Annotated in this window: 24 protein-coding genes and 1 pseudogene; 12 read left to right on the top strand and 13 right to left on the bottom strand. The window is 71.1% G+C overall.

From position 1 onward, the window contains the following. Positions 1-57: 57 nt before the first annotated feature. The gene (locus ACFVYA_RS39145; protein WP_387052235.1) at positions 58-525 is read left to right on the top strand and encodes a hypothetical protein; all 468 of its coding nucleotides are present in this window, start codon (positions 58-60) and stop codon (positions 523-525) included. Positions 526-721: 196 nt separating this feature from the next. Then, a complete protein-coding gene (gene bioB, locus ACFVYA_RS39140; protein ID WP_387052233.1) occupies positions 722-1,801 on the top strand; it encodes a biotin synthase BioB in 1,080 nt (359 codons plus the stop codon). Between the two features lie 321 nt (positions 1,802-2,122). Here the strand turns inward: bioB and ACFVYA_RS39135 are convergent, their stop codons facing one another. From ACFVYA_RS39135 to ACFVYA_RS39125, 3 genes are all read right to left on the bottom strand, one after another. Then, entirely contained in the window at positions 2,123-2,782 is a 660-nt protein-coding gene (locus tag ACFVYA_RS39135) for a hypothetical protein (protein WP_387052231.1), read from the bottom strand. After that, complete coding sequence (locus ACFVYA_RS39130) at positions 2,779-3,633, bottom strand: G1 family glutamic endopeptidase (protein ID WP_387052229.1); 855 nt, start codon at positions 3,631-3,633, stop codon at positions 2,779-2,781. Before ACFVYA_RS39130 ends, ACFVYA_RS39135 begins: the two co-directional genes overlap by 4 nt. Positions 3,634-3,748: 115 nt before the next feature. Beyond that, positions 3,749-4,525 (bottom strand): BTAD domain-containing putative transcriptional regulator, encoded by a 777-nt coding sequence (locus ACFVYA_RS39125; RefSeq protein WP_387052227.1) that lies wholly within the window; start codon positions 4,523-4,525, stop codon positions 3,749-3,751. 166 nt (positions 4,526-4,691) lie between these two features. Here ACFVYA_RS39125 and ACFVYA_RS39120 point away from each other — a divergent pair, with 166 nt between their 5' ends. Then, positions 4,692-4,913, top strand: coding sequence for a hypothetical protein (locus ACFVYA_RS39120; protein WP_387052225.1), 222 nt, complete (start codon positions 4,692-4,694; stop codon positions 4,911-4,913). Positions 4,914-5,137: 224 nt separating this feature from the next. Here ACFVYA_RS39120 and ACFVYA_RS39115 read toward each other — a convergent pair whose 3' ends face one another. The 3 genes from ACFVYA_RS39115 to ACFVYA_RS39105 form a co-directional block, all read right to left on the bottom strand. Continuing rightward, a complete protein-coding gene (locus ACFVYA_RS39115; protein WP_387052223.1) occupies positions 5,138-6,148 on the bottom strand; it encodes a MerR family transcriptional regulator in 1,011 nt (336 codons plus the stop codon). After that, a complete protein-coding gene (locus ACFVYA_RS39110; protein WP_387052221.1) occupies positions 6,142-6,813 on the bottom strand; it encodes a HEAT repeat domain-containing protein in 672 nt (223 codons plus the stop codon). The genes ACFVYA_RS39115 and ACFVYA_RS39110 overlap by 7 nt, the downstream gene beginning before the upstream one ends. Positions 6,814-7,067: 254 nt before the next feature. Further along, positions 7,068-7,901 carry a leishmanolysin-related zinc metalloendopeptidase gene (locus ACFVYA_RS39105; RefSeq protein ID WP_387052219.1) on the bottom strand — a complete coding sequence of 278 codons (834 nt, stop codon included), beginning with the start codon at positions 7,899-7,901 and terminating at the stop codon, positions 7,068-7,070. A 133-nt stretch (positions 7,902-8,034) separates the two neighbouring features. Here ACFVYA_RS39105 and ACFVYA_RS39100 point away from each other — a divergent pair, with 133 nt between their 5' ends. From ACFVYA_RS39100 to ACFVYA_RS39090, 3 genes are read left to right on the top strand one after another with little or no spacing between them, the layout of a single operon-like run. Further along, a complete protein-coding gene (locus ACFVYA_RS39100) occupies positions 8,035-8,547 on the top strand; it encodes a hypothetical protein (RefSeq protein WP_387052217.1) in 513 nt (170 codons plus the stop codon). Next, entirely contained in the window at positions 8,547-9,125 is a 579-nt protein-coding gene (locus tag ACFVYA_RS39095; protein ID WP_387052215.1) for a hypothetical protein, read from the top strand. The genes ACFVYA_RS39100 and ACFVYA_RS39095 overlap by 1 nt, the downstream gene beginning before the upstream one ends. Then, positions 9,122-9,802, top strand: a complete 681-nt coding sequence (locus tag ACFVYA_RS39090) for a hypothetical protein (RefSeq protein ID WP_387052213.1) — start codon at positions 9,122-9,124, stop codon at positions 9,800-9,802. Before ACFVYA_RS39095 ends, ACFVYA_RS39090 begins: the two co-directional genes overlap by 4 nt. A gap of 7 nt (positions 9,803-9,809) precedes the next feature. On the opposite strand, the gene ACFVYA_RS39085 is transcribed toward ACFVYA_RS39090, so the two are convergent. From ACFVYA_RS39085 to ACFVYA_RS39070, 4 genes are all read right to left on the bottom strand, one after another. Beyond that, on the bottom strand, positions 9,810-10,793 hold the full coding sequence (locus tag ACFVYA_RS39085) for a beta-propeller fold lactonase family protein (protein WP_387052211.1): 984 nt from the start codon (positions 10,791-10,793) through the stop codon (positions 9,810-9,812). Positions 10,794-11,155: 362 nt separating this feature from the next. Then, positions 11,156-12,604 carry a non-reducing end alpha-L-arabinofuranosidase family hydrolase gene (locus ACFVYA_RS39080; protein WP_387052209.1) on the bottom strand — a complete coding sequence of 483 codons (1,449 nt, stop codon included), beginning with the start codon at positions 12,602-12,604 and terminating at the stop codon, positions 11,156-11,158. A 350-nt stretch (positions 12,605-12,954) separates the two neighbouring features. Further along, positions 12,955-13,986 carry an alpha/beta hydrolase gene (locus ACFVYA_RS39075; protein ID WP_387052207.1) on the bottom strand — a complete coding sequence of 344 codons (1,032 nt, stop codon included), beginning with the start codon at positions 13,984-13,986 and terminating at the stop codon, positions 12,955-12,957. Positions 13,987-14,121: 135 nt separating this feature from the next. Continuing rightward, entirely contained in the window at positions 14,122-15,453 is a 1,332-nt protein-coding gene (locus ACFVYA_RS39070; RefSeq protein WP_387052249.1) for a cytochrome P450, read from the bottom strand. A gap of 160 nt (positions 15,454-15,613) precedes the next feature. On the opposite strand from ACFVYA_RS39070, the gene ACFVYA_RS39065 reads away from it, so the two are divergent. Then, entirely contained in the window at positions 15,614-16,441 is an 828-nt protein-coding gene (locus tag ACFVYA_RS39065) for an SAM-dependent methyltransferase (protein ID WP_387052205.1), read from the top strand. A 63-nt stretch (positions 16,442-16,504) separates the two neighbouring features. Here ACFVYA_RS39065 and ACFVYA_RS39060 read toward each other — a convergent pair whose 3' ends face one another. Next, entirely contained in the window at positions 16,505-16,714 is a 210-nt protein-coding gene (locus ACFVYA_RS39060; protein WP_387052203.1) for a hypothetical protein, read from the bottom strand. 59 nt (positions 16,715-16,773) lie between these two features. Between ACFVYA_RS39060 and ACFVYA_RS39055 the strand changes: the two genes are divergently transcribed. From ACFVYA_RS39055 to ACFVYA_RS39035, 5 genes are all read left to right on the top strand, one after another. Next, positions 16,774-17,886 (top strand): alpha/beta fold hydrolase, encoded by a 1,113-nt coding sequence (locus ACFVYA_RS39055; RefSeq protein ID WP_387052201.1) that lies wholly within the window; start codon positions 16,774-16,776, stop codon positions 17,884-17,886. Continuing rightward, complete coding sequence (locus tag ACFVYA_RS39050; RefSeq protein ID WP_387052199.1) at positions 17,886-18,098, top strand: hypothetical protein; 213 nt, start codon at positions 17,886-17,888, stop codon at positions 18,096-18,098. Before ACFVYA_RS39055 ends, ACFVYA_RS39050 begins: the two co-directional genes overlap by 1 nt. Before the next feature lie 519 nt (positions 18,099-18,617). Beyond that, complete coding sequence (locus ACFVYA_RS39045) at positions 18,618-19,295, top strand: sensor histidine kinase (RefSeq protein WP_285991989.1); 678 nt, start codon at positions 18,618-18,620, stop codon at positions 19,293-19,295. 4 nt (positions 19,296-19,299) lie between these two features. Beyond that, on the top strand, positions 19,300-19,950 hold the full coding sequence (locus ACFVYA_RS39040) for a response regulator transcription factor (protein ID WP_285991990.1): 651 nt from the start codon (positions 19,300-19,302) through the stop codon (positions 19,948-19,950). 104 nt (positions 19,951-20,054) lie between these two features. Beyond that, the gene (locus ACFVYA_RS39035) at positions 20,055-20,681 is read left to right on the top strand and encodes a response regulator transcription factor (RefSeq protein ID WP_285991991.1); all 627 of its coding nucleotides are present in this window, start codon (positions 20,055-20,057) and stop codon (positions 20,679-20,681) included. Between the two features lie 6 nt (positions 20,682-20,687). Here the strand turns inward: ACFVYA_RS39035 and ACFVYA_RS39030 are convergent, their stop codons facing one another. Together ACFVYA_RS39030 and ACFVYA_RS39025 are read right to left on the bottom strand one after the other, a co-directional pair. After that, positions 20,688-22,013, bottom strand: coding sequence for a hypothetical protein (locus ACFVYA_RS39030; protein WP_285991992.1), 1,326 nt, complete (start codon positions 22,011-22,013; stop codon positions 20,688-20,690). A gap of 86 nt (positions 22,014-22,099) precedes the next feature. Then, positions 22,100-22,620, bottom strand: a pseudogene (locus ACFVYA_RS39025) (translocation protein TolB); the annotation flags it as partial.

The following is a 22,620-nucleotide window of genomic DNA, read 5'->3' as shown; positions in this document are numbered from 1 at the left end:
GGCCAGCGGCAAGGGATCCGCGACAGCGCCGGACGGAACACCGCAGATGTTGGCCCAGTGGTCCATCACTTCCGCCCCGGCGACCGGCCAGCGGACGGCCAGTGGCAGCGGATCGTGCACTCGCCGGATGTCCTCTTCCTTTTGCCACTGGGCCAACACGGCGTGCGCCAGTCCGTCGGCTGCATCGTCGAGTTCATCCGCACGCCGCTGACGTCGCCATTCGTGGATGTGCAATCCGCCGTGAACCTCGCCGGCCTGAACAACGGAACCGGCCGCCGACCCGCTGATCTCGTTGCGCGAAAAATCGTGAGGTTTCCGATCACCGTCTTCGTGATCCGCCACGCTCGCCCCCTGCTGCACTACGCCTCATCAATCGATGGGCAGCGTATGGCGACTCCGGAGCCGACACCGCCGCGATGCGACGAGTGGCACATTTCCTGCGATGGCCGGTCACGCTGCGTGCCTACTATTACTGCCGAGCAGATCAATGGCAGGCAAAGAAATATCGATCATCGCCGATCCTGATAAACGAACGACGTGAAAGAGATCGCGGTGTCTACCCGCCCGGCCCGCGCCGCAGGTCGCCGTCCGGGCGGCGATGAGATCGTCGTCCCGGTTGACGCGGGCCGCGCCCGGCTGGGGCGGCACGCACAACAATCCACCCGCCGGCTCGGCCAATCCCGTCTTGCGCGCCATGGGTGTGATCACCACGATGGCAGGCATGACCGACACCGCGCTTGACGACCTCTTGACCTCGATCACGTCGAAGGCGTTGCGCCGCGAACTGCCGGGCCGGGAAGAACTGCTCGGTGTGCTCCGCACCTCCGACGAGGACGTGCTCGACGTGGTCACCGCGGCGTCCCGGGTCCGGCGGCGGTTCTTCGGCACCCGGGTGAAGCTGAACTTCCTGGTCAACATGAAGAGCGGGCTGTGCCCGGAAGACTGCGGCTACTGCTCCCAACGGCTCGGGTCGAAGTCCGACATCGTCAAGTACTCGTGGATCAGCACGGACGAGGCGGTCGGCAACGCCGAACGGGCGATCGCCGCGGGGGCCAAACGCGTGTGCCTGGTGGCCAGCGGCCGGGGGCCGGGCGAGCGCGACCTCGACCGGATCTCCGACACGGTCGGGGCGATCAAGGGCGCGACTCCGGACGTGGAGGTCTGCGTCTGCCTGGGCCTGCTCAAGCCGGGGCAGGCGGAACGGCTGCGGGAGATGGGCGCCGACGCCTACAACCACAACCTCAACACCAGTGCGGAGAACTACCGCGACATCTGCTCGACCCACACCTTCGACGACCGCGTCGAGACCGTCACCGCGGCGAAGGGCGCCGGGCTCTCCCCCTGCTCGGGCGCCATCTTCGGGATGGGTGAATCCGACGACGACGTCATCGACGTCGCGCTGGCGCTGCGCGAACTCGACCCCGACTCGGTGCCGGTCAACTTCCTGATCCCGTTCGCGGGCACGCCGCTGGAGGGTCGCTGGGAGCTCACGCCGGCGCGGTGCCTGCGCATCCTCGCGCTGTTCCGGTTCCTCTTCCCCGACGTCGAAGTCCGGCTCGCCGGCGGGCGCGAGATCCACCTGCGCGGCCTGCAGCCGCTGGCCCTGCACCTGGCGAACTCCATCTTCCTCGGCGACTACCTGACCAGCGAGGGCCAGCCCGGCGAAGACGACCTGAAGATGATCGCCGACGCCGGGTTCGTCGTCGAGGGCGCTGCCGAGCAAACGCTGCCCGCCGCCCGCCACGACCTGGTCACCCTCCGCCGCCGCGGCGCCGGGACGGACCTGCCCGCCAACGCCTGAACCGCGCGGCGACGGTCAGCGGCGAGGCGGCCGCGGGCCGTCCGGGGCCGCCTCCATGACGACCGCGTCGTCCTTGCCCCGCCACCAGCGCGACCAAGGCCGCGCTGTTCTCCTTCTCCGAGAGCCTGCGCGTCCAGCTCGCCGGTGCCGACGCCGGGTCCAGGTGATCGAGGTGGTCCCGCCGGGCGGACGACCGCGCCATGCCGTTGGACGACTTCCTCGGCGAGGCCCTCGGCCTGCTGCGCGAGCATCCCGACGCGAACACCGCGACGCCGCCAAGGAACAAATCGTCGTTACCGAGTGCGTGACCCCGAACGCCGGTCAGCCGCTGGTGCCCGGCGGGCGGGCGCACGCGGCCAGCACGGCGCCGCCCATCTTGATCCGGAGCTGGGTCGCCGTGGCCTCGCCGAACAGCTGCCCGGTCGGGGTCAGCGGTGGTGGCCCGGGGCAAAGAATCGTGCCGTTGTCACTTCGGTACACACCGAGCCCGGCGACCGTGGTGCCGGTGGGAGCGAAGACGAAGAACGCGTCGCCGGTTCCGACACTGAATTGGACGCCCGGTGAGCTCACCGCCGCCGAGGCGGCCGGCACGGACAGGATCGGCCGCTCGGCCGGTGGCGTGGTGGTGAAGTCCACCAGGGACACCGAGCGGGTACCGGGGCCGGCGCCGGTCGACGATTCCAGGATCAGGACGTGGTTGTGGGTACCGATGAACATGTACCGCGACACACCGAGCGTCTGGTGGAACACCGACCCGGTCGGACCGCTGACGATCAGCCCCTGCACCCCGGTGGTGGTCCTGGTGACCGTCCGGTCTCCCATCGTGGTGGTCGGTGCCGAGGACCAGGCCAGGGCGGCACTGTTGTTGAACAGGCCGTTGGAGATGGTGATCGGGTTCGCGGCCACCGCCGGCGCCCCGGCCGTGAGCACGGCCGTCAGGACGGCGCACACCGCCACGGCCGCGCGACGCAGCGGGCTCATTGGTGCGCCCAGGTGACCGCGAAGTTCTGACCGTTCCTGCTGGCGTGTTCGGTGGTGGCGTACGTGGTGGTCGCGTCCTGCTCCTGGATCATGGTCCGCTGCCAGGTCGAGCTCGCGGTCATCGACCCGCCGTGGCCGGCGTCGTCGGTGCCGACCGTGTTGCCCATCAGTGCCCGGCCGTAGTTCGCCAGGGGGAAGAAGTCGCCGGTCCCGAACCGGCCCGGTGCCTCGATGATCCATTCGGCGCTGGTGCGGGAGCAGACGAGGTTGGCCGCGCACGTCTGGGTGGTGGAGAAACTGGTGTGCTGGGTGGCGTCGTCGAGCTTGATCGTGAACTTCCCGGTGGCCGGGTCGTAGGCGACGTCCGCGGCGACGGAGTCACCGGCGTTGATGGTCAAGGCCGGCTGGATCGCGTTGGTCGGGAACATTTCCCACCAGAGCTGGTAGAGCGGCGTGCCGTTGACGCACCTGGCGGAGCTGCCGCCCTGCTCGACCGTGCCGTTGGTCCATCCGTCGAAGCCGACCCAGAACACCGCCCAGGCGTCCGACGCGGGGCAGGTGATCGGCCGCTGGGTCCACGACGCGTGCACGTGGGTGAAGGTGGCGGCGGGCGTGGACAACGAGGTGATCGCGTAGCCCGCCCAGTTCCGCGAGGTCGCGTTGACCAGCGGGCCGGCTACCGAGGGCGTGTGCCCGCCGGCCACGTCGGTGTGCTGGGCCGTGCCGGCGAACGGGCTGCCGGCGTACCCGGCGAGTGGTCTCGCGGCGGCGCTCGCGGGCGCCAGGGCCGCGGCGCTGAACACGACCGCCGCCGCGAAGGCGGTGAGCGGCAGGAGCCGTCGAAGCTTCATGGGAGTCCTGTCTGCGAAGAGCGGCGCCGGCATCGGTATCCGGGCCCGCGCCGACTCTGGCAAGCGGTGCTGAAAAGGTCCTGACGTGGCGCTGAAACCCGGTGGTCAGCGCCGATCACGGCGAACAGCCGGCCAGCAGCCGGACCGCGAGCGCGGACTGGTCGAGAACCGGGTCCTGCCGCAGGATCGCGATCTCCAGGTCACGCAGCCGCTGGTTCGGGTCGATGCCCAGGTTGTCGACCAAAGCCGTGCGCAGCCTGCGGTACACGCCGAGCGCGTCGGCCTGCCTGCCGGTGCGGTACAGCGCGAACATCAGCTGCGCGTGCACCTGCTCGTCGAACGGGCGCGCGAGGGCGAGCCGCTCCAGGTCCGGTTCGAGCTCGGCGTGCTCACCGAGGGCCAGCCTGGCCCGGATCAGCGCCAGCTGGGCCCGCGTGCGCAACCGCTCCAGCCCGGCGGCCTGCTCGTCCAGCCACGCCACGCCGCCGACGTCGATCAGCGAACGGTCCCGCCACAGAGCCAGCGCGGCGCGCAGCGTCGCGGCACTCTCGGCCGGGTCGGCACAGCGCTCGCCCCGTTCGACCAGCTGCCGCGCCTCCGTCACATCCGTCGTGCCGGGGCCAAGATCGAGCAGGTAGCCCGGAGACCGGGCGACGATCGCGTTCCGGTCACCGAGCACGCGCCGGAGCGACGACACGTGACTTTGCAGGGTGTTCGACGACACCCCACCCGCCCGCTCACCCCACACGGCTTCGATGAGCCAGCTCGTGCCGGCTATCCCTTCGCCGTGCAGCGCGAGCACCGCGAGTACCGCTCTTCGCCGCAGTCCCGATATCGACACCGGCACACCACCGACGACGGCTTCGACAGGACCGAGCAGTCTGACACGCACGTGGCCTCCCGGCAGTTGTCCAGGGGTTCGACGGGCCGCCCACCGCACGCTCGGAAGGTCCTGCCCGGAGGGGCGAACCAGTCCCCCGGCGGGAACGATTCCACGAGTCGTCGACAAACCGTCGACAGTTCACCGTGCGATACGCTCCGATCGTCCGGGAACGGGGGTGCTGGTGGAGATCCGGATCGTGCTGACCGTTCCCGGCGAGCCGGAGCCGGCCAGGACCGTGCTGGAAGACCTGGGGCAGCGCCTCGGCGGACTGCCTGACACCCGGGCGGTGATCAGGGAGAAATCGCCCGGCTTCAGACATCCATTCGGGGACGCCCGGTTCCACCTGGACGTCGTGCTGAGTTCCGAAGACGAAGTCATGGTCGCGGCGAACGTGTGATGGAGCTTCTCCCACGCTTCCTTCACCAGGTCCAGGATCAGGGCGATCTGGAACCGCCGCCTCCGTCGCCGCCACGAGTGGTGGCGCACGGCGAAGACTTCCCGTTCGCCGTGACGGCGGGCGCCCCGGAGTTGTTCCACTTCACCCGGCGTGTCCGCCCGAGTTGCGGGGTCGGCTGGCGCCTGGAACTGGATTGGACCAGTGCGGGCCGCACGGGCACGCGCTCAGCCGCCGGGCGCTTCGAGTGCTTCCACGAGGGCAGACGCGACGAGGGCGACAGCTTGGTCATCGTCGCGTCCCAGCTGCCGCAGGACGTCGCGGGCGGCGCTTCCCGGCAGTTCGGTCAGTGCCTGGGCCAGGCGGATCCGCACCGCGGAATCCCCGGGGTGCGCGGCGAGCTCGGCGGCCAGCACGCTGGTGATCCGGTCCGCGTGCCCGTCGTCGAGGGACAGCGTTCCCAGCACCTCGGCCGCCTCGACGTCGTTCGTGCCTTCGACCACCATGGCGGCCAGGACCGGCACGGCGGCGAGCGCGCCGCGCCGGCCCGCGGCCAGTGCGGCGAGCCGGCGCACGGTGGGATCCGGGTCGCCGAGCGCCTCGGTGAGCACCGTGTCCGCCTCGGTGCCGGGCAGCTCGGCGATCGCCCGCAGCGCGCGCCGCCGGACCTCGGCGTCGTCCGAACGCAGGCCGGCCGCCACGCTGCCGACGCGGTCGCCGTCCGCCCGCGCGAGGGCCCACCGCAGGGCGCCGGCGACGTTCGGGTCGGATTCGGCGAGGATCGCCTTGGCCAGCGGGTCGACGGGAACGGGCAGGTCCTCGGACCGTGCCAGGACGGCCTGCTGCCGGCGGGCGGCGCTGGGCGAGCCGAGGCCGCGCAGGAGCTCGACGACGCGCAGGACGTCCTGCCAGCCCGACGGCGCCGAGGCGTCGATCGCCCGGAGGCGCTCGAGGAGTTCCCGCTCCCGGTGCAGCCGGTCTTCGGTCCGCCGGACGAGGTCGCCGACCAGGGCCGACGGGGTGAACGCGGGATCCTCCAGTGCGCGTCCGATCTGCCGCAGCGACATGCCGAGCGACCGCAGGCCTTCCACGTGGAAGATCCGGCGGATGTCCGCCGCGGAGTACTCGCGGTAGCCACCCACGGTGCGGCCGGTCGGCCGGACCAGCCCGAGGGACTCGTAGTGCCGGAGCATCCGGGTGCTCACCCCGCAGCGGCGGGCCACCTCGCCGATCAGCACCCGGCCCGCTCCGGGCCGAGGGCGACGATTCGGTCCGCCTCGCCGACGGCCAGGTCGAAACCGGCGTCGGGGTCGTGCAGCAGCCGCTCCGTGGCGCGGGCGTGCGCGCGGACCGCCGGGTCGGCGCTCGCCAGTCCCGCGCGCAGGGCCGGTTCGGTCACCTCACCGAGCGCGACGAGCGCCCGGCTGAGGCTCAGCTGCACGGTCCGGTCGCCGCGGCCGAGCTGCCCGGCCAGTTCGGCGGCCAGCGCCGTCCGCTCTCCGCCGGGCACCAGCACGACGGCGGCACGCCACGCGCTTCGCGCGACCTCGTCGTCGGCGTCGTGCAGCAACGACCTGGTGATCGCGGGCCACGTCGTCCGGTCCCCGATCTTGGACAGCGTGTGCAGCGCCTGGCTCCGGGCCTGGGCCCGCCCGGACCGGAGCTGGGCGAGCAGCACGGGCACCGTGGTCTCCGCCGGGAGGCGGGTCAACGCCCAGGTGAGCATGTCGCGCACGAAGAAGTCCGGCTCGATCGCGCACCGGGCGACGAGCTCGTCGACGAACGCCGGGTCGGCGCGCGTGCCCGCCGCCAGCGCGGCCTGCAGGCGCGTGGACGAGTTCGCGGCGCCCAGCGCGGCGAGCAGGCGGTCGTGGTTCCGGGCGTCCGGGTGGGCCGGGTTCATGGGAGCACCTCCTCCACGCAGTGAAGACCTTGTCACAGTGTCAAGGTCAAGCGCGGGAGGTGCGGCTCACTCGCCGCCGTCCGGAAACCCGGTCACCGCAGGACGCCCCGCAGGATGATCTCGGTTGTCGCGATCAGCTCGTCGAGGTGGTCGCGCCGCTGCTCGCCCCCAGCGACACCAGATCTTCCTTCCCGAGCTGTCGAAACAGGCGTGGCCGGTTCCGCCACCGCGGAACCGGCCACGATTTCGAGCGGTCAGGCGCGCACGGCCGGCCGGGGAAGCTCGACCGGAGCCGGCGTGACCGCCAAGGCGTGCACCGCCACGCCCGCCGCCGTCAGCGCCGGTTCGGCCGGCAGCTCGTAGGGGTCCGCCGCGTCGACGTCGACCTGGTAGCCGAGATCGCCGAGGGAGGCGGCGGTGATCCGGCTGAGCGGATTGGGGGCGTGGCCGACGAAGCCGGTCATCAGCTCGTTGCCGAAGGTGCGGTCCCGCCAGTGCACGTCCCGGGTCCCCGGCCCGCCGGTGTCCTCCACCGGCACCCGGACCAGGTCGCCGGAACCGCGCAACTTGTGGTACTCGGCCATCGCCGCGGGCCCGGTGAACACCGGGTCGCTGGTGCCCTTGCCGACCAGCAGTCCCTTCGCGCCCCAGAGCGAGCCGATGCCGAGGACGTGGCCCATCTCGTGGGTGATCACGTCCCCGAGGATTCCGGTGGCTTCCATCTTGACCAGGTCGGCCCGGTCGAACGTCATCTCACCCCGGACCGGCAGCAGGGCCCACGGTTCGGGGCCCGCGGGCCGCACGTGGGTGATGTGCGCCTGGCCGAGGACGTGGCCGACCCCGTCGATGTCGGCCCCCTTCGCGACGATCAGCACGTCGTCGATGGGTTCCCCGTCGAAGACGACGTCCGGCAGGTCGCCGACGATCACCGTCGCCCACCGGTCGGCGGCCGCGGCGAAGGCGTCCTGCTGCGTCTGCGTCAGTCCGCCGGCGAACCGGACGGTGATGGTGAACGGCGACGTGGTGCCCGTGAGCAGCCGGGCGCGTTCGGCGTCGGCTCGGGCGTGGTAGGTCTCCGGGACTGGCATGGTCGTTCCTTCCGCTGTGGGAGCTGTGCCGGTCAGAGTCCGGAAGCGCCCGGCAAATACACCGGTGCATCCCGCCGTATTTCCGGGACGGCTCGCGGCTCCGAGTCGGTGAGGGAAGGGAAGGGAAGAAACCGTGAGCCTCACGCTGATCGTTCTCGCGCTGACCCTGGTGGTCGTCCTGCTGCTCGCGCGCCGGCGGCTGCAGACCCCGGGCGACCGCGGCTTCTCCCTGCGCGTGCCGCACGAGCAGCTGATCGAGCTGAACCGGTGGTACCGCACGGCGGCCGACGTCCACGAAGAGTGGCCGCGCGGCACGACCCGCGGCGAACTGCGCCAATTCGAGTTCAGCGTGATGGCCGACGTCGGCGGGGCGGCCGAACCCGTCGTCAAGCTCGGCTACCTCGAATACCCGGGCGAGCTGCTGACCGACCCGGACGCGCCGGGATCGACCGCGCAGGCGACGCTGCTGCAGGCCGAACAGGGCGACCGGCATGGCGCGCTGATGCTCGAGGCGTCCCTCGACGCGATGATCAACGCGATGCTGCCGGTGCGCAGCCCGATCGTCTTCGTCATCACCAAGTGGGACCTGCTCGACCACCTGCACCCGGACGAGAACGAGCGGCTGCGGATCGTCCGCGACCGCTGATGGCGACGCCGGGGTTCGCCGACCTGGTCAAGGTGCACAGCGCCCGGCGGATCGTGCGGCTGATCCCGGTGACCGCGGTCGGGCACGACTTCGCCGTCTTCTCCGGTGGCACGGTCCGGAAGAAGCCCGACGGCCGGTTCCGGCCCGGGAACGTCGAAGCCGCGTTGTCGGTGGTGGTGCCCGACATCCTGCGCCAGACCGAACTCGCCCTCGACCGCGCCACCCGCGCGGAGCTGCTCGCGGCCGCGCAACGGCGGATGCGGATGGGCCCGGCCGAGGCGCTGCGGACGCTCGGCAGCCACTTCACCGCGCACGCGGTGCGGGTGCTGGCGTCGGCGGTCGGCGCCGGGGTGATCGCCGAGTCCGGCCTCATGCTGCTGCTCGACACGCTGCGCCCGCAGGACGACCCGGCCGAGCGCGGCGCACGGCTGGCCCGGCTCGGCGAGGCCGACCGGCTGGCGGAGCACTACGTCCAGGCTCGCCGGCGCGTGGTCGGCGAGCTGCAGCGGCAGGTCGCGGTGCTCGAGGCGAAACTGCCCGTCTCCCGCCTCGGCGGCGACCGCTGGGGTGACTGGTGACGGGCCGGGCGTGGCCGTTCCTGGTCGCCCGCGGCCGGCGGCGGGGTTACTCGGCGCTGCTGGTACCGGGCTTCCTGCGGGAGCACGGGTTCCTCGAAGCCACGGCGACGCCGCTGGACGACGTGCCTTCGCGCGCCGCGGCGACGCCGTACGGTGTGCTCGTCTGGGCCGAGCACACGGTGACCGCGGTGGAGGCCCGCGGCGAACCGCGGGACGAGTACGGTCGCCCGCTCGTGCTGCTGCACGGATTCCTGTGCCCGGACGGGGATCCCGCGACGGGTGCGGCCGCGTTGACCCGGACGAGAAGCACCGCGCTCGCCGTGTACGACCGGTTCCTCGCCGGCGAAGAAGGTTTCCGCACAGAGCGGTCGGAGCCGTTCGAGATCGAGGTCACCGAAGTCGCCGAGGTGGTGCGGCCGCGGGTCTCGCCGCCGCCCGCGCCGGTACGGCCGGGGCGCGGCCTGGCGTGGGCGGGAGCCGGCGTGCTGGTCGCGGCGGCGGTGGCCGCGGTGGTGGGGTTCGCTTCGGCGGGGAACGACGTCCCGCCGCCACCACTGCCGGCGTGCGGTCCCGACGTCGTCACGCCCTCGGTCGCGCCGACGGTTTCGGCGGCGACCTGCGTGCGCGGTCGAACGACCATCACCCACTCGCCCCGGCCGGCCGGCCACCCGGCGTGAACCGGGGTCAGGACGTCACGGCGAGGCCCTCCGGTTCGCTGCCGACGGGCACGGTCGCGACGACCGTGTTCGTCGCGGTGTCGATCACCGACATCGAGCCCGAGGCCGAGTTCGTGACGAAGACGTAGCTGGTGTCGGGCGCCGCCGCCACGCCTTCGGGCTCGTCCTGGACCGGGATCGCCGTCGGCGGGTTGCGGCCCAGCAGGGACACCGTGTCGGAGCCGGCGTTGGCGACGTAGACCTGACCGCGCGGGGTGACCGCGACCCCCATCGGCACCTGCCCGACCGGCTGGGTCGTCATCAGGGTCGGCCCGGTCGCGCTGATGGCGTTGACGCTGTTCGCGCCGGTCGCGGCCACGTAGACGCGGTCGCCCGCCGGGCTGGTCGCGATCCCGGCCGGGAAGCGGCCCACCGGCAGGGTGGCCACGACCTGGTCGGACCCGGCGTCGATGACCGATACGGTGGCCGCGCCGTTGTTGGTCACGTACACCCGGCGTCCGTCCGGGCTGGCGGCCGGGCTGTGCGGGAACCGGCCCACCGGGATCTGCCGCACGACCGTGTTCGTCGCGGTGTCGATCACCGAAACGGTGTCGGCCCCGAAGTTCGTCACGTAGGCGTGGGAGCCGGCGACCGCGACGCCGAACGGGTGCAGGCCGACCGGAACCGTGGCCAGGGTGGCGTACGTGCGGGCGTCGATCACCGAAACCGTGTCGGCGAGCTCGTTGGTGACGTAGACCCGGTCCCCGCCGGGTGCCGCGCCCACGCCCACCGGCGACCGGCCGACCCGGACGGTGGCGACCACCTCCTGCATCCGGGTGTCGTACACGGTGACGGTGTCGGAGCCGCTGTTCGCCACGAACACCTGCACCCGTGCGGGGTAGGCGTGCGCGACCGGGCAGGCCGAAGCGACGGCCAGCAGCACCGCCAGTACCCCGCCGGCGCGGGGCCACCGCGAGCGCGGAATCGTCGTCGCGCCATTGCCGAATGACATGTCGTTCTCCGGTTTCAGCAGCCAACCTGCTCGGTCGAAAATGAAGGCTCTTCGGATCCGCTGATCGGACGCCTTCGGGGAAGCCGGCTGGCGAAGCGCTTGTGGCGCGCCGTTTCCGGGCCGGGATCACGCTAGCCGACGGATCGGCGAAGCTGCCACCGGAACAAGATCATGATCGCCTTGACGGGTGAACACGGCCGCGAAACCGCGCCGATTTCCCGGTAAACCTTTTCAACCCGTCCGGGTGTCACCAAAAGCAGCGCAATTCCCGGCCAATTCGGCGCGAACCGGTGCCGCTCGACGAACAGGAGCCCCGGCCGTCCACCGGCCGGGGCTCCTGTTCTCGACAGTCGTTCAGGCGATCAACGCCGCAGCGTCAGCAAGCCCGGCCGCCACGGGAGCCGGTTGTAGTCGCCGCCGGCCGCGGGGTCCTTGCCCTGGTAGAGCAGCTGGAGGTTGCAGGGGTCGATCGTCTTGGTCTGGTCGGGGTTGGTGCGGACCAGGTCGCCGTGGCTGATGTCGTTCGTCCACGTCGCGCCGCTGTTGGCCTTGCCCGCGAACGGGTTGCTCTCGCTGGCCGCCTGCGGGGTCCACGAACCGCCGAGGCTGCTGGAGGTGAACGAGCGGAAGTAGCGGCCGCCCGAGCCCATCGCCTCGACGATCATCAGGTACTGGTTCTGGCCCTGGACCTTGTAGACCTCGACCGCCTCGAACAGGTTGGCCTGCGAGTCGCTCATGACCGTCGTGTACGACGACCCGAAGCTGCCCGGGAAGTTCCCGATCGGCATGCTGGCCCGGTAGATCTTGCCGTTGTCACCGGCGAAGAACAGGTACATGTTCGAGCCGTCGGCGATCAGGGTCTGGTCGATCGGGCCGGTGCCGGAGCCGGAGATGCTGCCCGTGAACAGCGGCTGCGGCGCGGACCACCCGTTGGGGTTGGTGGGGTCGCTCGACGTGCGGTAGATGAACGGCCAGGAACCCCACTGGTAGGCCAGCACCCAGATGTTCTTCGGCGCGAAGTAGAACAGCGTCGGGGCGACGGTGCCGGAGTTCGCCCCGTTCTGCCCGGCCGAGGCCATGTCGGACCAGTTGGTGAAGGGGCTGAACGCCATCGAGCCGTAGGACCCGGACGAGTTGACCGTCGAGCCGTAGACCAGGTGCTTGCCGTTGTAGACGACGTTGGTGAAGTCCTTGAGCGAGAGCCACCCGTTCTTCGGCTGCGCCAGCGCACCCGAGGACGTCCAGCGGTAGGACGACGGAAGGGTGCAGCCGGTGTTTCCGCCGGTCGTCGTGGTGGTCGTGGTCGTCGGCGTGCCCGACAGGCCCGTCCACTGCTGGTTGGTGCCGCCGTGGCACGTCCAGAGCGCCACCGCGGTGCCGTTGGCCGTCCCGGCGCCGGTGACGTCCAGGCAGAGCCCGGACTGCACGCCGACCACCGAGCCGTCGGCGTTCACGCGCCACTGCTGGTTGGCTCCGCCGTGGCAGGTCCAGATCTGCACCTTGGTGCCGGCGGTGGTCCCGCTGCCGGCCACGTCGAGGCACTTGCCGAACACCGTCAGCTGGCCACTGGCCGTCGACGTCCACTGCTGACCGGCGCCGCCCGAGCAGTCGTAGATCTGCACGGCGGTGCCGTCGGTCTGGCTGGCGTTCTGGACCTCCAGGCAACGACCGGAACCGACGCCGCGCAGGGCGCCGGTGACGTCGGCCTGGGCCGCGCCGGCCCCGGCCAGCGCCGTCACCGCGACCGTCGCCGCGGCGGCGAACACGGCGAGCAGGTGCCGGCTCCCGCGACTCAAACTTCTTCTGTTCATGACGACCTTCTCCCGGTCAGCTACCCGCCGTTGGACGGCCAGATCGGTGTGCGCATGAGCAAGACGACTACTGTTATCGCTAACATGCGTCGGGCCAGCCTGGACTTCCCGAACCGGAATTGTCAATGCACGCGAGCGGGACGCAGTGCCCCCGAAGCCGGGCGGGACACTTTGCCTCCTCAACGGCCTGCCATCGGTCCACAAAGGACAAAAGGCCGGTGAAATTTACACGGGCGCGGGAATGCGAAACTTTCGAGACACCCGCCCGCGACGGCGCGAATCCGGAATGGTGCCGCTCGGGGCGCAGCCCGCCTGCGGCCGCCGGGGCGGCACCCGCCCCGGCGTGCCCCTCAGCGGCCGACCTTGCGGTTCGCCCAGTCGATGACGGCCCGGAAGTAGTCGGGCGCGTTCGGCGCGTAGTTGATCGCGTGCCCGTACCCCGGCAGCGCATACGTCGTCAGGTCCACCCCGGCGCCGTAGTACGGCGTCTCGGAGGTCTTGATCGCGAGGGCCGACGAGCAATCGGTCGCCAGCAGCCCGCAGAAGACCGTGTCCTGGCCCAGCACGACCATCACCGGCCGGTTGATCAGCAGCGAGTAGGGCGCGATGATCCCGATCGGGAACAGATCGGCCGCCTGCTCGTACGCCGAGGTGTCCTTCGTCGCCTCGTCGAAGGCGATCGCGCCGTCCACCTTCGGCCCGGGAGCGTGGAAGATCGAGTACCGGCTGCCCGGCATCGTCGTCAGGTAACCGGGGTCGTACCCGCCGGTGGCGAACCGCGGATCGAGCAGAGCCGGGTAGGTGGCGGCGAAGACCGCCGTCGTCCCGGTGAGGTTCAACCGGTGGGCCAGCCCGGTGACGAGCACGGCGTCGACGTCGTGGAACGTGGCCGCTTCGATGCTGGCGGTGCCGGAGCCGAACGAGTGCCCGGCGAGGATCACCTTGCCGAAGCGCGGCCCCTGCGCACCGGACCGCACGGCCTGGATCACCTGGTGCACCACGGCGGCTTCGGTGATCGTGGTCAGCACCGCGCTCGGCGGCGTGGTGCTGCGCCCGGTACCGAGCCGGTCGAGCGCCAGCGTGGCGTACCCGGCGTTGTTCATCGCCAGCCGGTAGGACCGGATCTCCGGCTGGTACCCGATGTCCCAGTAGGAACTGTTGTACGTGCCACCCGGAATCAGCACCTGCACCGTGCCCGCACCACCGGACGGCACGCACAGGGTGCCGTGCATCGTCTGCGGGAGCGCCACCAGCGTCACCGGGAAGTACAGCTCCCGGCAGCTCGCGCCCTCCGCTCTCGCGGACACGGGCACCAGCAGGAAGCCGAGAGCCACCAGCACGAGCACGGTGGCCCGCCGGCGACGGCCGGCGGCGCGCTGCATCCCACCACGGAATCCGAACACGGAAAATTACCTCCGAAAGAGAACAGTACCGAGCAAACTGACAAAACGATCACGAAACAGCTTTGATCAAACAGGGTCCATCGAGAAACGAGGTCGATCGATTACCGGTGCCGCTCAGGCCACCCGCCGCGGGACCACGGTCATCGGCATCCGATCCGGATAAGCGGCCGAAGTGACCGTGGTCCGCACCGGCACCCCCGGCACCGGGAACAACTCCCACCCGGCCAGCACCGACGCCGCGACCAAAGTGATCTCGGTGTGCGCGAAAGCCTGCCCGATGCACTGCCGGCCACCCGCACCGAACGGGACATACGCCCCCTTCGGAATGCGCGCCGCCCGCTCGGGCAACCACCGATCGGGATCGAACCGCTCCGGGTCTTCGTGGAACCGCGGATCGAAATGCAGCGAATACGGGCTGAACATGACCTCCGTACCCGCGGGCAGCCGCACCCCGCCGAGTTCGACGTCCCGCAGCGCCCGCCGCATGAGAATCCAGATCGGGTACATCCGCAGAACTTCACTGACGACCCGGCGCAGGTACGCCAGCTTTGCGACGTCACCGAAGGTGGCCGCCCGCCCGGCCAGCACCTCGTCCACCTCGGCCCGCACCCGCCGTCCGACCTCCGGGTGCCGGGCCAGCTCGTGGAACAGCCATGTCAGCGCGACGGCGCTGGTCTCGCTGCCTGCCGTCAGCAGCGTGATCACCTCGTCGTAGACCTGATCGTCGGTCATCCCCTCGCCGGTGCCGGAATCCCGCGCCAGCATCAGCATGGACAGCAGATCACCGTGGTCCTCCCCCGTGGCACGCCACCCGGTGATGACCTCCTGCACGATCCGCCGCAGCCGGGCGACGGCCCGGTCGAACCGCCGGTTGGCCGGAATCACCGGAACGTGTTCGAACAACCGAGGCGACAGCGCCCGGATCATCCCTGCCTTCAGCACCACCGGGATCGACCGGCGGGCCTCCGCGACGGCCCGCCGGCCCAGTTCCGTCGCGAAGAGCGTCTCCCCGACGACGGTGATGCCCAGCCACTGCATGTCCGCGTCCAGCCGGCGAACCTCACCCGCCCGCCAGGAACCGGTCAGCTCCCCGGCGACCCGCACCATCGTGTCCGCGTACACGGACAGCCGGGCACCGTGGAACGCCGGCTGCATCAACCGGCGCTGCCGCAGGTGGAACGCACCTTCCGACATGACCAGCCCGTTTCCCATGAACGGCCGGAAACGATCGAAGATGATCCCTTTCGAGAAGCTGGACCCCTGCGCGACGAGGACGTGATTGACCAACTCCGGGCTCGTCAGGAAATACGTCTCCAACGGACCGAGGAAGAGCCGCACGATATCGCCGTGCGCACGCAACGAAGACGTGAAACCGACCCGCTGCCGCAACATCGACGGGGTGTGCCCCAGCAGGATCCGACGGCCTGGCGCGACCGGGACGTCCATTTCCTCTCCTTGGCTGTCCGGAAGGAGGACTGCCACCCTAGGCCCGATCGGCGGCACGCGACAGCACCCATCGGCTGAATCGCCGTCACACCGATGGCGTAATCGGGACCGCCGCGGGAGTGAGTATGTTCTTCGTTCGAAGGCGAGCGAGGTGGACGTGATGACACCACACCAGGAAGAGGAATGGGTTCCTCCGGGTATCGACACGACGAAACCCAGCAGTTCCCGGACCTATGACTATCTGCTGGGCGGCGCGCACAATTTCCAGGCCGACCGGGAGGCTGCCGAACAGGCCGAGAAGGCCATGCCCGGCATCCGGGACGTCGCCCGGCTCAACCGCGCCTTCCTGGGCCGGGTCGTCCGCACGCTGATGAGCCTCGGTATCCGGCAGTTCCTCGACATCGGCTCGGGCATCCCCACGGTGGGCAACGTCCACCACATCGCCGGCGAGATCGACCCGCGGTGCCGCGTGGTCTACGTCGACCGTGACCCCATCGCCGTCGCGCACAGCAAGATGCTGCTGCGCACCAGCGAAAACGCCACGATCGCGCACGGGGACTTCACGAACCCCGACGGGATCTTCGCCGATCCGGAGCTGCGCCGGCTCGACTTCGGCGAACCGATCGGCCTGCTGATGGTGGCCATGCTGCACTGGATCCCGGACGCGGTCGAGCCGCACGCACTGCTCGCCGAGTACCGCCGCCGCCTCCCGGCCGGCAGCTACCTGGCCATCTCGCACATGGTCAGCGACCAGGAGGGCAACCGGATGAACAGCCTCGTGGGCACGTTCAACCAGGCCAGAGGCCACGACCAGGCCACCACCCGCACCTACCGCGAAGTCGAGACGATGTTCGGCGACTTCCAGCTGATCGAACCCGGCCTGGTCGGCTGCGCACTGTGGCGCCCGGGCGGCCCGGGCGACGTCTCGGACGACCCGTACACCAACACGCAGCTCTACGGCGGGGTGGCGCGGAAGGTCACCGGCTGACCGCTTGGCCGGAGCGTTCTCGGTCGTTGCTTTCCGGCCGTGGTTTTGCCGAGGGCGACCGCTCTAAGCGGTGGGGTCCGGTCCCAGGGCGCAGTCCAGCAGCTCGCCCAGCTGGTCGAGCTGCGCCTGCGTCAGAGCGCGGAACGACGCCTCGGCGACGCCGTCGACGAGGTCCTGGCCCTCGGCGCGCAGCCGCGCTCCTTCTTCCGTCAGCCGGTGCCGGACGGCTCGGCCCGGGCCGGGGACGCGTTCGATGAGCCCGCGTTCGGCCATCCGGGTCGCCGCTTATCTAAGGTTCCTTAGGTGCGAGCTTCGAGACCGAGTAAGGAACCATGACGACTCTCCCCGCGGCCGGCTCACTCCGGCCCACCCGCACCGAAACCCGCACCGTCGGCACCGCCGAGGTGACCCTCCAGGACCGCGACCGCACCCGGCCCTTCCTGCTGCTGCACGGAGGCGGCGGCGTCGCGACCATGGCCGGGTTCGCCGACCTGCTCGCCGAACGCACCCACTCCCGGGTGCTGCCGCCCACCCACCCGGGCTTCGCCGGCACCCCGAAGGCCGAAAGCCTGACCGGCGTGACCGAGCTGGCCCGGCTGTACGCCGGACTGCTGGAAGAGCTCGACCTCACCGACGTCACGGTGGTCGGCAACTCCTTCGGGGGCTGGCTGGCCGCCGAGATCGCGCTCCTGAACAGCCCGCGTGTGAGCGGTGCCGTGATCGTCGACGGGATCGGCATCGAGGTCGAAGGCCACCCGGTGACCGACATCAGCGGCATGTCGCTCGCGGAGATCCGGGCACTGTCCTTTCACGACCCGAGCAAGGCGCCGGTGCCGCCGGCGGGCGGGGGCACCGGGCCGAGCCCGGACGTGCGCGCGCTGATCGGCTACACCGGACCAGCCATGGCCGACCCGACGGCTCGCCGGACGGCTCGGCGAGCTCGACGTTCCGGTGCACGTCATCTGGGGCGAGAGCGACGGCATCGCCGGCCCCGAGTACGGCAAGGCCTTCGCGGCCGCGATTCCGCTGTCGACGTTCACCCTGCTGCCCCGCACCGGCCACCTGCCGCAGGTCGAGACGCCCGAAGAACTGCTGGGCGCGCTCCTCGACCTCGGCAACCGACTCCCAGGAGAACCAGCATGCGCACCACACTGAGCGTCACCCGCATCGGCCACGCCTGCCAGCTGATCGAGATCGGCGGACCCCGGGTCCTGATCGACCCGTGGTTCACCCAGACCGCGACCTACTACCAGGGTGAGCCGGTCGCCTCCACCGTCGCCGGCCTGGATGACGAAGGTGACTTCGTGGACGCCGTGCTTGCCCGGCGTCGCCGTCACCGGTCCCGGAGCTCGACACGATCCCGGACCGGTTCGGTCCCGTCGACCTGGCCATCCTGCCGACGAACGGCCTGTGCATCCGGCCGCTGCACCTCGAGCAGGTGGTGATGGACGCGGAGGAGGCGGCCGGGCTGACCGCGGCGCTGAAGCCGGCGTTGGCCGTTCCGCACCACTACGCCTTCCACAGCGGCCGGCTGGGCGACCGGATGCTCACCAAGGGCGACCAGGACCCACGCCACTACGCCGACGCGGTGGCCCGCATCGCCCCGGAGATCCCCGTCCGGCTGGTGCTGCCCGGAACGCCGGTCGTGGTCCCGTGAGCGCCGACGGCGGTTCACGCCCGACGCCGGTGCCGTGACCCGGCTCGTCGAGCTTCCCGCGGCCGATCCCGCCGGGATCCGCGGCTGACAGCCGGGATTCCCGGCCCGTGAACCAGGCGCCGAAACGAACCGGCCGCGCGGACCTGTTGCCATTCCGCCAATTGTCTCTCGGCTCCTGCTCCATCCGCCGTGCGACTTCCCGAAAGTGCAGCGTCCCGGCTTTGTCGAATTTCCACCGGTTCCCGGCACAGTTCATGAATGGTTTTTGACGGCCCGGCCACACTGGGCCAGTCGGATCATCGGGTGGACCTGCACCGTTACGAGCGTTTCCGCATCGGGACCATACCGTGACCTGTGACGGTGGCTCCGAATGAAACGCCGGGGCAGGATGCGGCGATTAGTACAGCGGGTGACCATCCCGCTACGTGAAACGGAGCAGCCGGCTGGGCTACCCGCACGAGAGCTGGTACCCCCGGTTCGCGAGGGGGTTCCGGGCCATTTCTGGCGGACGGGGAGAACATGCGCCGGACATTCGTCGTCGCCGACTTCGGTCGTCCCGCGGGGTACGAAGACCGGCTCAAACGGGTGCTCCACGATCTGCACGACGGCCTCGGGCCGACGCTCACCGCCGCCGTGCTGGGGCTGCGCGCCGCCCGGGACCTGATCGGGCGGGACCGGGCGGCCACCGAGCACCTCCTGGCCCGGCTCGAAGACGAGCTCTACGGGGCGATCACCGACCTGCGGCGGATCGTGGCCGACGCGCGGCCGCCGGCCCTCGACGAGGCCGGGCTGGTCCTGGCCGTGCGGCGGTACGCCGCCACGCTCACCGGGCGGGTGCCGGCCGAACACGGGCCGCTGCGGGTCGGGGTCGAGGTGCGCGGCGAGCTGCCGCCGCTGTCGGCGGAGGTCGAGGTCACCGCCTACCGGATCATCCGCGAGGCGCTGGTGAACGTCGCCCGCCACTCCGGCGCCCGCGAGTGCACCGTGCACCTCTGGCCGCTGGACGGCGACCTGCACGTGGAGATCGTCGACGACGGCGTGGGCACCGACGGCGGGGCCCTGCCCGCGGTCGGCGGGAGCGGGCTGCGGTCGATGCGGGAACGCGCCGGCGACCTCGGCGGCGGCTGCCGGGTCGAGCCGGTTTCCTCCGGTGGCACGCGGATCGCCGCCTGGCTGCCGCTCGCCGCGGGGAAGTGAGGCGGTGTTCGGTTCCCTGCGTGTCCTCGTGGTGGACGACCACCCCGTTTTCCGCGCTGCGCTCTGCGCGATGCTCGACGCCACCGACGGCATGGAGGTCGCCGGCGAGGCGGCCGACGGCCTGACCGCGGTCGCCGACGCGGGCCGGCTGGATCCCGACGTCGTCCTGATGGACCTGAACCTCCCGGACCTGGACGGGATCGAGGCGACGCGGCGGATCGTGAGCGCGAGCCCGCACACCGGCGTGCTCATGCTGACCATGTTCGAGAACGAGGCCGCGGTGTTCGCCGCGATGCGCGCGGGCGCCCGCGGCTACCTGCTCAAGGGCGCGCGCAACGAGCAGATCATCCGCGCGGTCCGGGTGATCGGCGACGGCGAAGCCATCTTCAGCCCGGCGATCGCGACCCGGGTGCTGTCGCTGCTGGGGACGGCGACCCCGCGCGACGAGTCGTTCCCGCGGCTCACCCTGCGCGAGAAGGAGATCCTGCGGCTCGTCGCGCGGGGCATGGGCAACGCGTCGATCGCCGAAGAGCTGGTGCTGAGCCAGAAGACCGTGCGCAACCACGTGTCCCACATCTTCCGCAAGCTCCGGGTCACCGACCGGACCCAGGCCATCGCCAAGGCCAAAGAAGCCGGCATTGCCCGATCGGAGTAACGAAAGCGGGACATATCGGGACTCCATGTCCCTTCTCGGCAGGCGTCCGCACCACGATCCTGGGGAGTGGAGCGATCCGACGTCGTTCGAGGGAGGGCCCACCGATGATCACCGACCAGGTTCCGGTGCTGTTGCACGCCACCGACACCATCACCCACGCGGGCGTCACGGCCGCGCTGCGGTCACGTCCCGAGATCCGTTTCGCCGACGAGGACTCCGGCGAGCCCGCCGTGGTGCTGGTCATCGTGGAGCGGCTCAACGAGGAAGCCCGGCAGCTGCTGCGCAGCCTCCAGTGCGCCGGCCACGCGGGCGTCGTCCTGGTCGCCGGGGAGGTGGAGGACTCGGAGCTGCTGGACGTCGTGGGCAACGGCGTCTCGGCGATCATCCGCCGGGCCGACGCCACCCCGGACACGCTGGTGCGGCTGGTCAAGGCCGCGGCCGTCGGCGAAGGCGCGCTGCCGCCGGACCTGCTGGGCCGGCTGTTGTCGCGGGTGTCCCGGTTGCAGCGGGACGTGCTGCGCCCCAACGGGTGGGACCTCGCCGGGATGTCCCAGCGGGAAACCCGGGTGCTGCGGCTGGTCGCCGACGGGTTCGAAACCAGGGAGATCGCCGACCAGCTGAGCTACTCGGAGCGGACGGTGAAGTCGATCCTGCACGACATCACCAACCGCTTCCAGCTCCGCAACCGCGCCCACGCGGTGGCGTTCGCCATGCGCGAAGGGCTGATCTAGCACGGCTCACTCGACCCGGCCGGAGAAGGAGACCGACGGGGTGCAGTGGCCCCGGTCCCCCGGGTTCTGGCAGCTGACCGCGAGCACGATCTTGTCCCCCGGCAGGAACCGCCAGGCCTGCAGCCAGTGGTGGTCGAGGTCGCGGAAGTTCGAGAGCCCGACCTCCAGCAGCACGGTCTTGGTGCCGCCGGAATCCCGCAGCAGCCGCAGGGTTCCGGTGTCACCGCGCGGGTTCTGCAGGATCAGGTCGGTGACCACCAGCGTCTTGCTCGCGTCCGGCAGGGTGTAGGGGAACTCGGCGAACCGGTTGACGTTCGAGTCGATCTTCGCGTCGGCGGCCACCCGGAAGTCCGTCGGCGTCCCGTCGGCCGCGGCGTTCGAGACGCGGGTCGGGGGCGTCCCGGGACCGGAGCCGGGGGGTGCGGGGTTGTCACCCGGCGGGGTCAGGCCGACGGCTTTCATCGCCTGTTCGGAGTTCTGCTTGGCCTGGTCGGCGTTCTTCTTCGCCTGGTCGGCCCCGGCGCCCGCGTCCTGCGCCGCCTTCACGATCTCGTGGTTCTGCTCTTCGGCGGCCTCGCGGGCGGCCGACTTGACCGCGGGCCGCAGCACGGTGAACCACAGCGTCACGAGCGCGAGCAGGAGGACGAGCAGCGCGGCGAGCGCGGGCAGCAGCCACTTCGGCAGCAGCTGCCGCTGCACCATGGTGCCTTCGGTCTTGAGCGGCTCGGCACCGTCGGCGACGACGAACACCTGGAAGCGGTGCCGGACGGGTTGCCCGCGCAGGAACCGCTTCCGCGGCCGGGTGCGCATCCGGACGAACGCGGCGGTGCCCGGCGCCAGCTCGGCCCGGTCGCGCTCGAGCCGGAAGTCGAGCTCGTCCTCCGGGTCCCGCGGGCTCAGCTCGACCACCACCGGCCGGTTGCCGCGGTTGTCGACGGCGACCTCGAAGTCGGCCTTGGAACTGCCCTCCACCTTGGCCGGCACGATCTCGGCGGTCACCTCGGTGAAGGCGCCGAGCTCGACGGTGCCCTCCTCGACGACCGAGCCGGCGGGGTCCTCGCTCGAGAACACCCGGACCCCGAACGGGATCGTCCCGGCGGCGACATCGGAGGACCGCGGCGGCGCGAACCGCACGGTGACCGTCCCGGTCTCCCCCGGCATGAGGTTGACCGTCGCCGGTTCCGCGGTGGCCCAGCCACTCGCGTCGCCGACCACGTCGATCGCGAACTGGTCGACGACCTGCCCGGCGTTCCGGATGGTCACCGTGCAGCTCGTCTCCTGGCCGGGTTCCGCGACCAGGCCGGCCTCGGACAGCGTCGCCGTTGCTCCCATGGGCCGAAGTCTCCCTTTCGTGGTGCGGATCCGGCACCAGCGGACGGGTGTGCGGCCGTGCGCCGGTGGTTGCCCCTACGGGCAGCTCAGCCGCGGCTGATGAACGGGGGTTGCTCGGTGCGCAGGACGACGAGGACCGGGTCCGACGGCACGGGCCCGAACTTCGGCCCGCTCATCGAGCTCACCGACACCGTCCGCGGCCCGATCAGGTCGTGGTGGAAGACCAGGAACTGCGCCTCGAACTTCCCGTCGACGCCCACGGTCGCCAGGCCCGGTGTCTCGGAAATCCCTGCCGACCAAGCCAGCTGGACCGTGGCACCCGGCGGGAAATCCGTGCCCGTCACGCGCGGGACGGAACCCAGCGGGGCGACGCTCGGCTCCACGGTCACCACCGGCTGGCGGATCACCACCCGCCCGCCGGCGGTGTTGTCGCCCGGGTTGTCGTCGGGCCCGCTCGTGCTGACCGTGCCCGCCACCGGCGCGTCCGCCGCGGCCTTGGCCGCCAGCGCGATCCGGACCTCGACGGTCTGGCCGGGCGCCAGTGTCCCGAGCGCACAGCTGCCGCCGCCCGGCGTGCACCCCGTGGGCACGGCGCTCGCGGGCAGCT

Source organism: Amycolatopsis sp. NPDC058278, assembly GCF_042881395.1.
Taxonomy (GTDB): Bacteria; Actinomycetota; Actinomycetes; order Mycobacteriales; family Pseudonocardiaceae; genus Amycolatopsis.
Note: the sequence above shows the minus strand (reverse complement) of the source record. Positions and strands in the feature narration are given on the sequence as shown.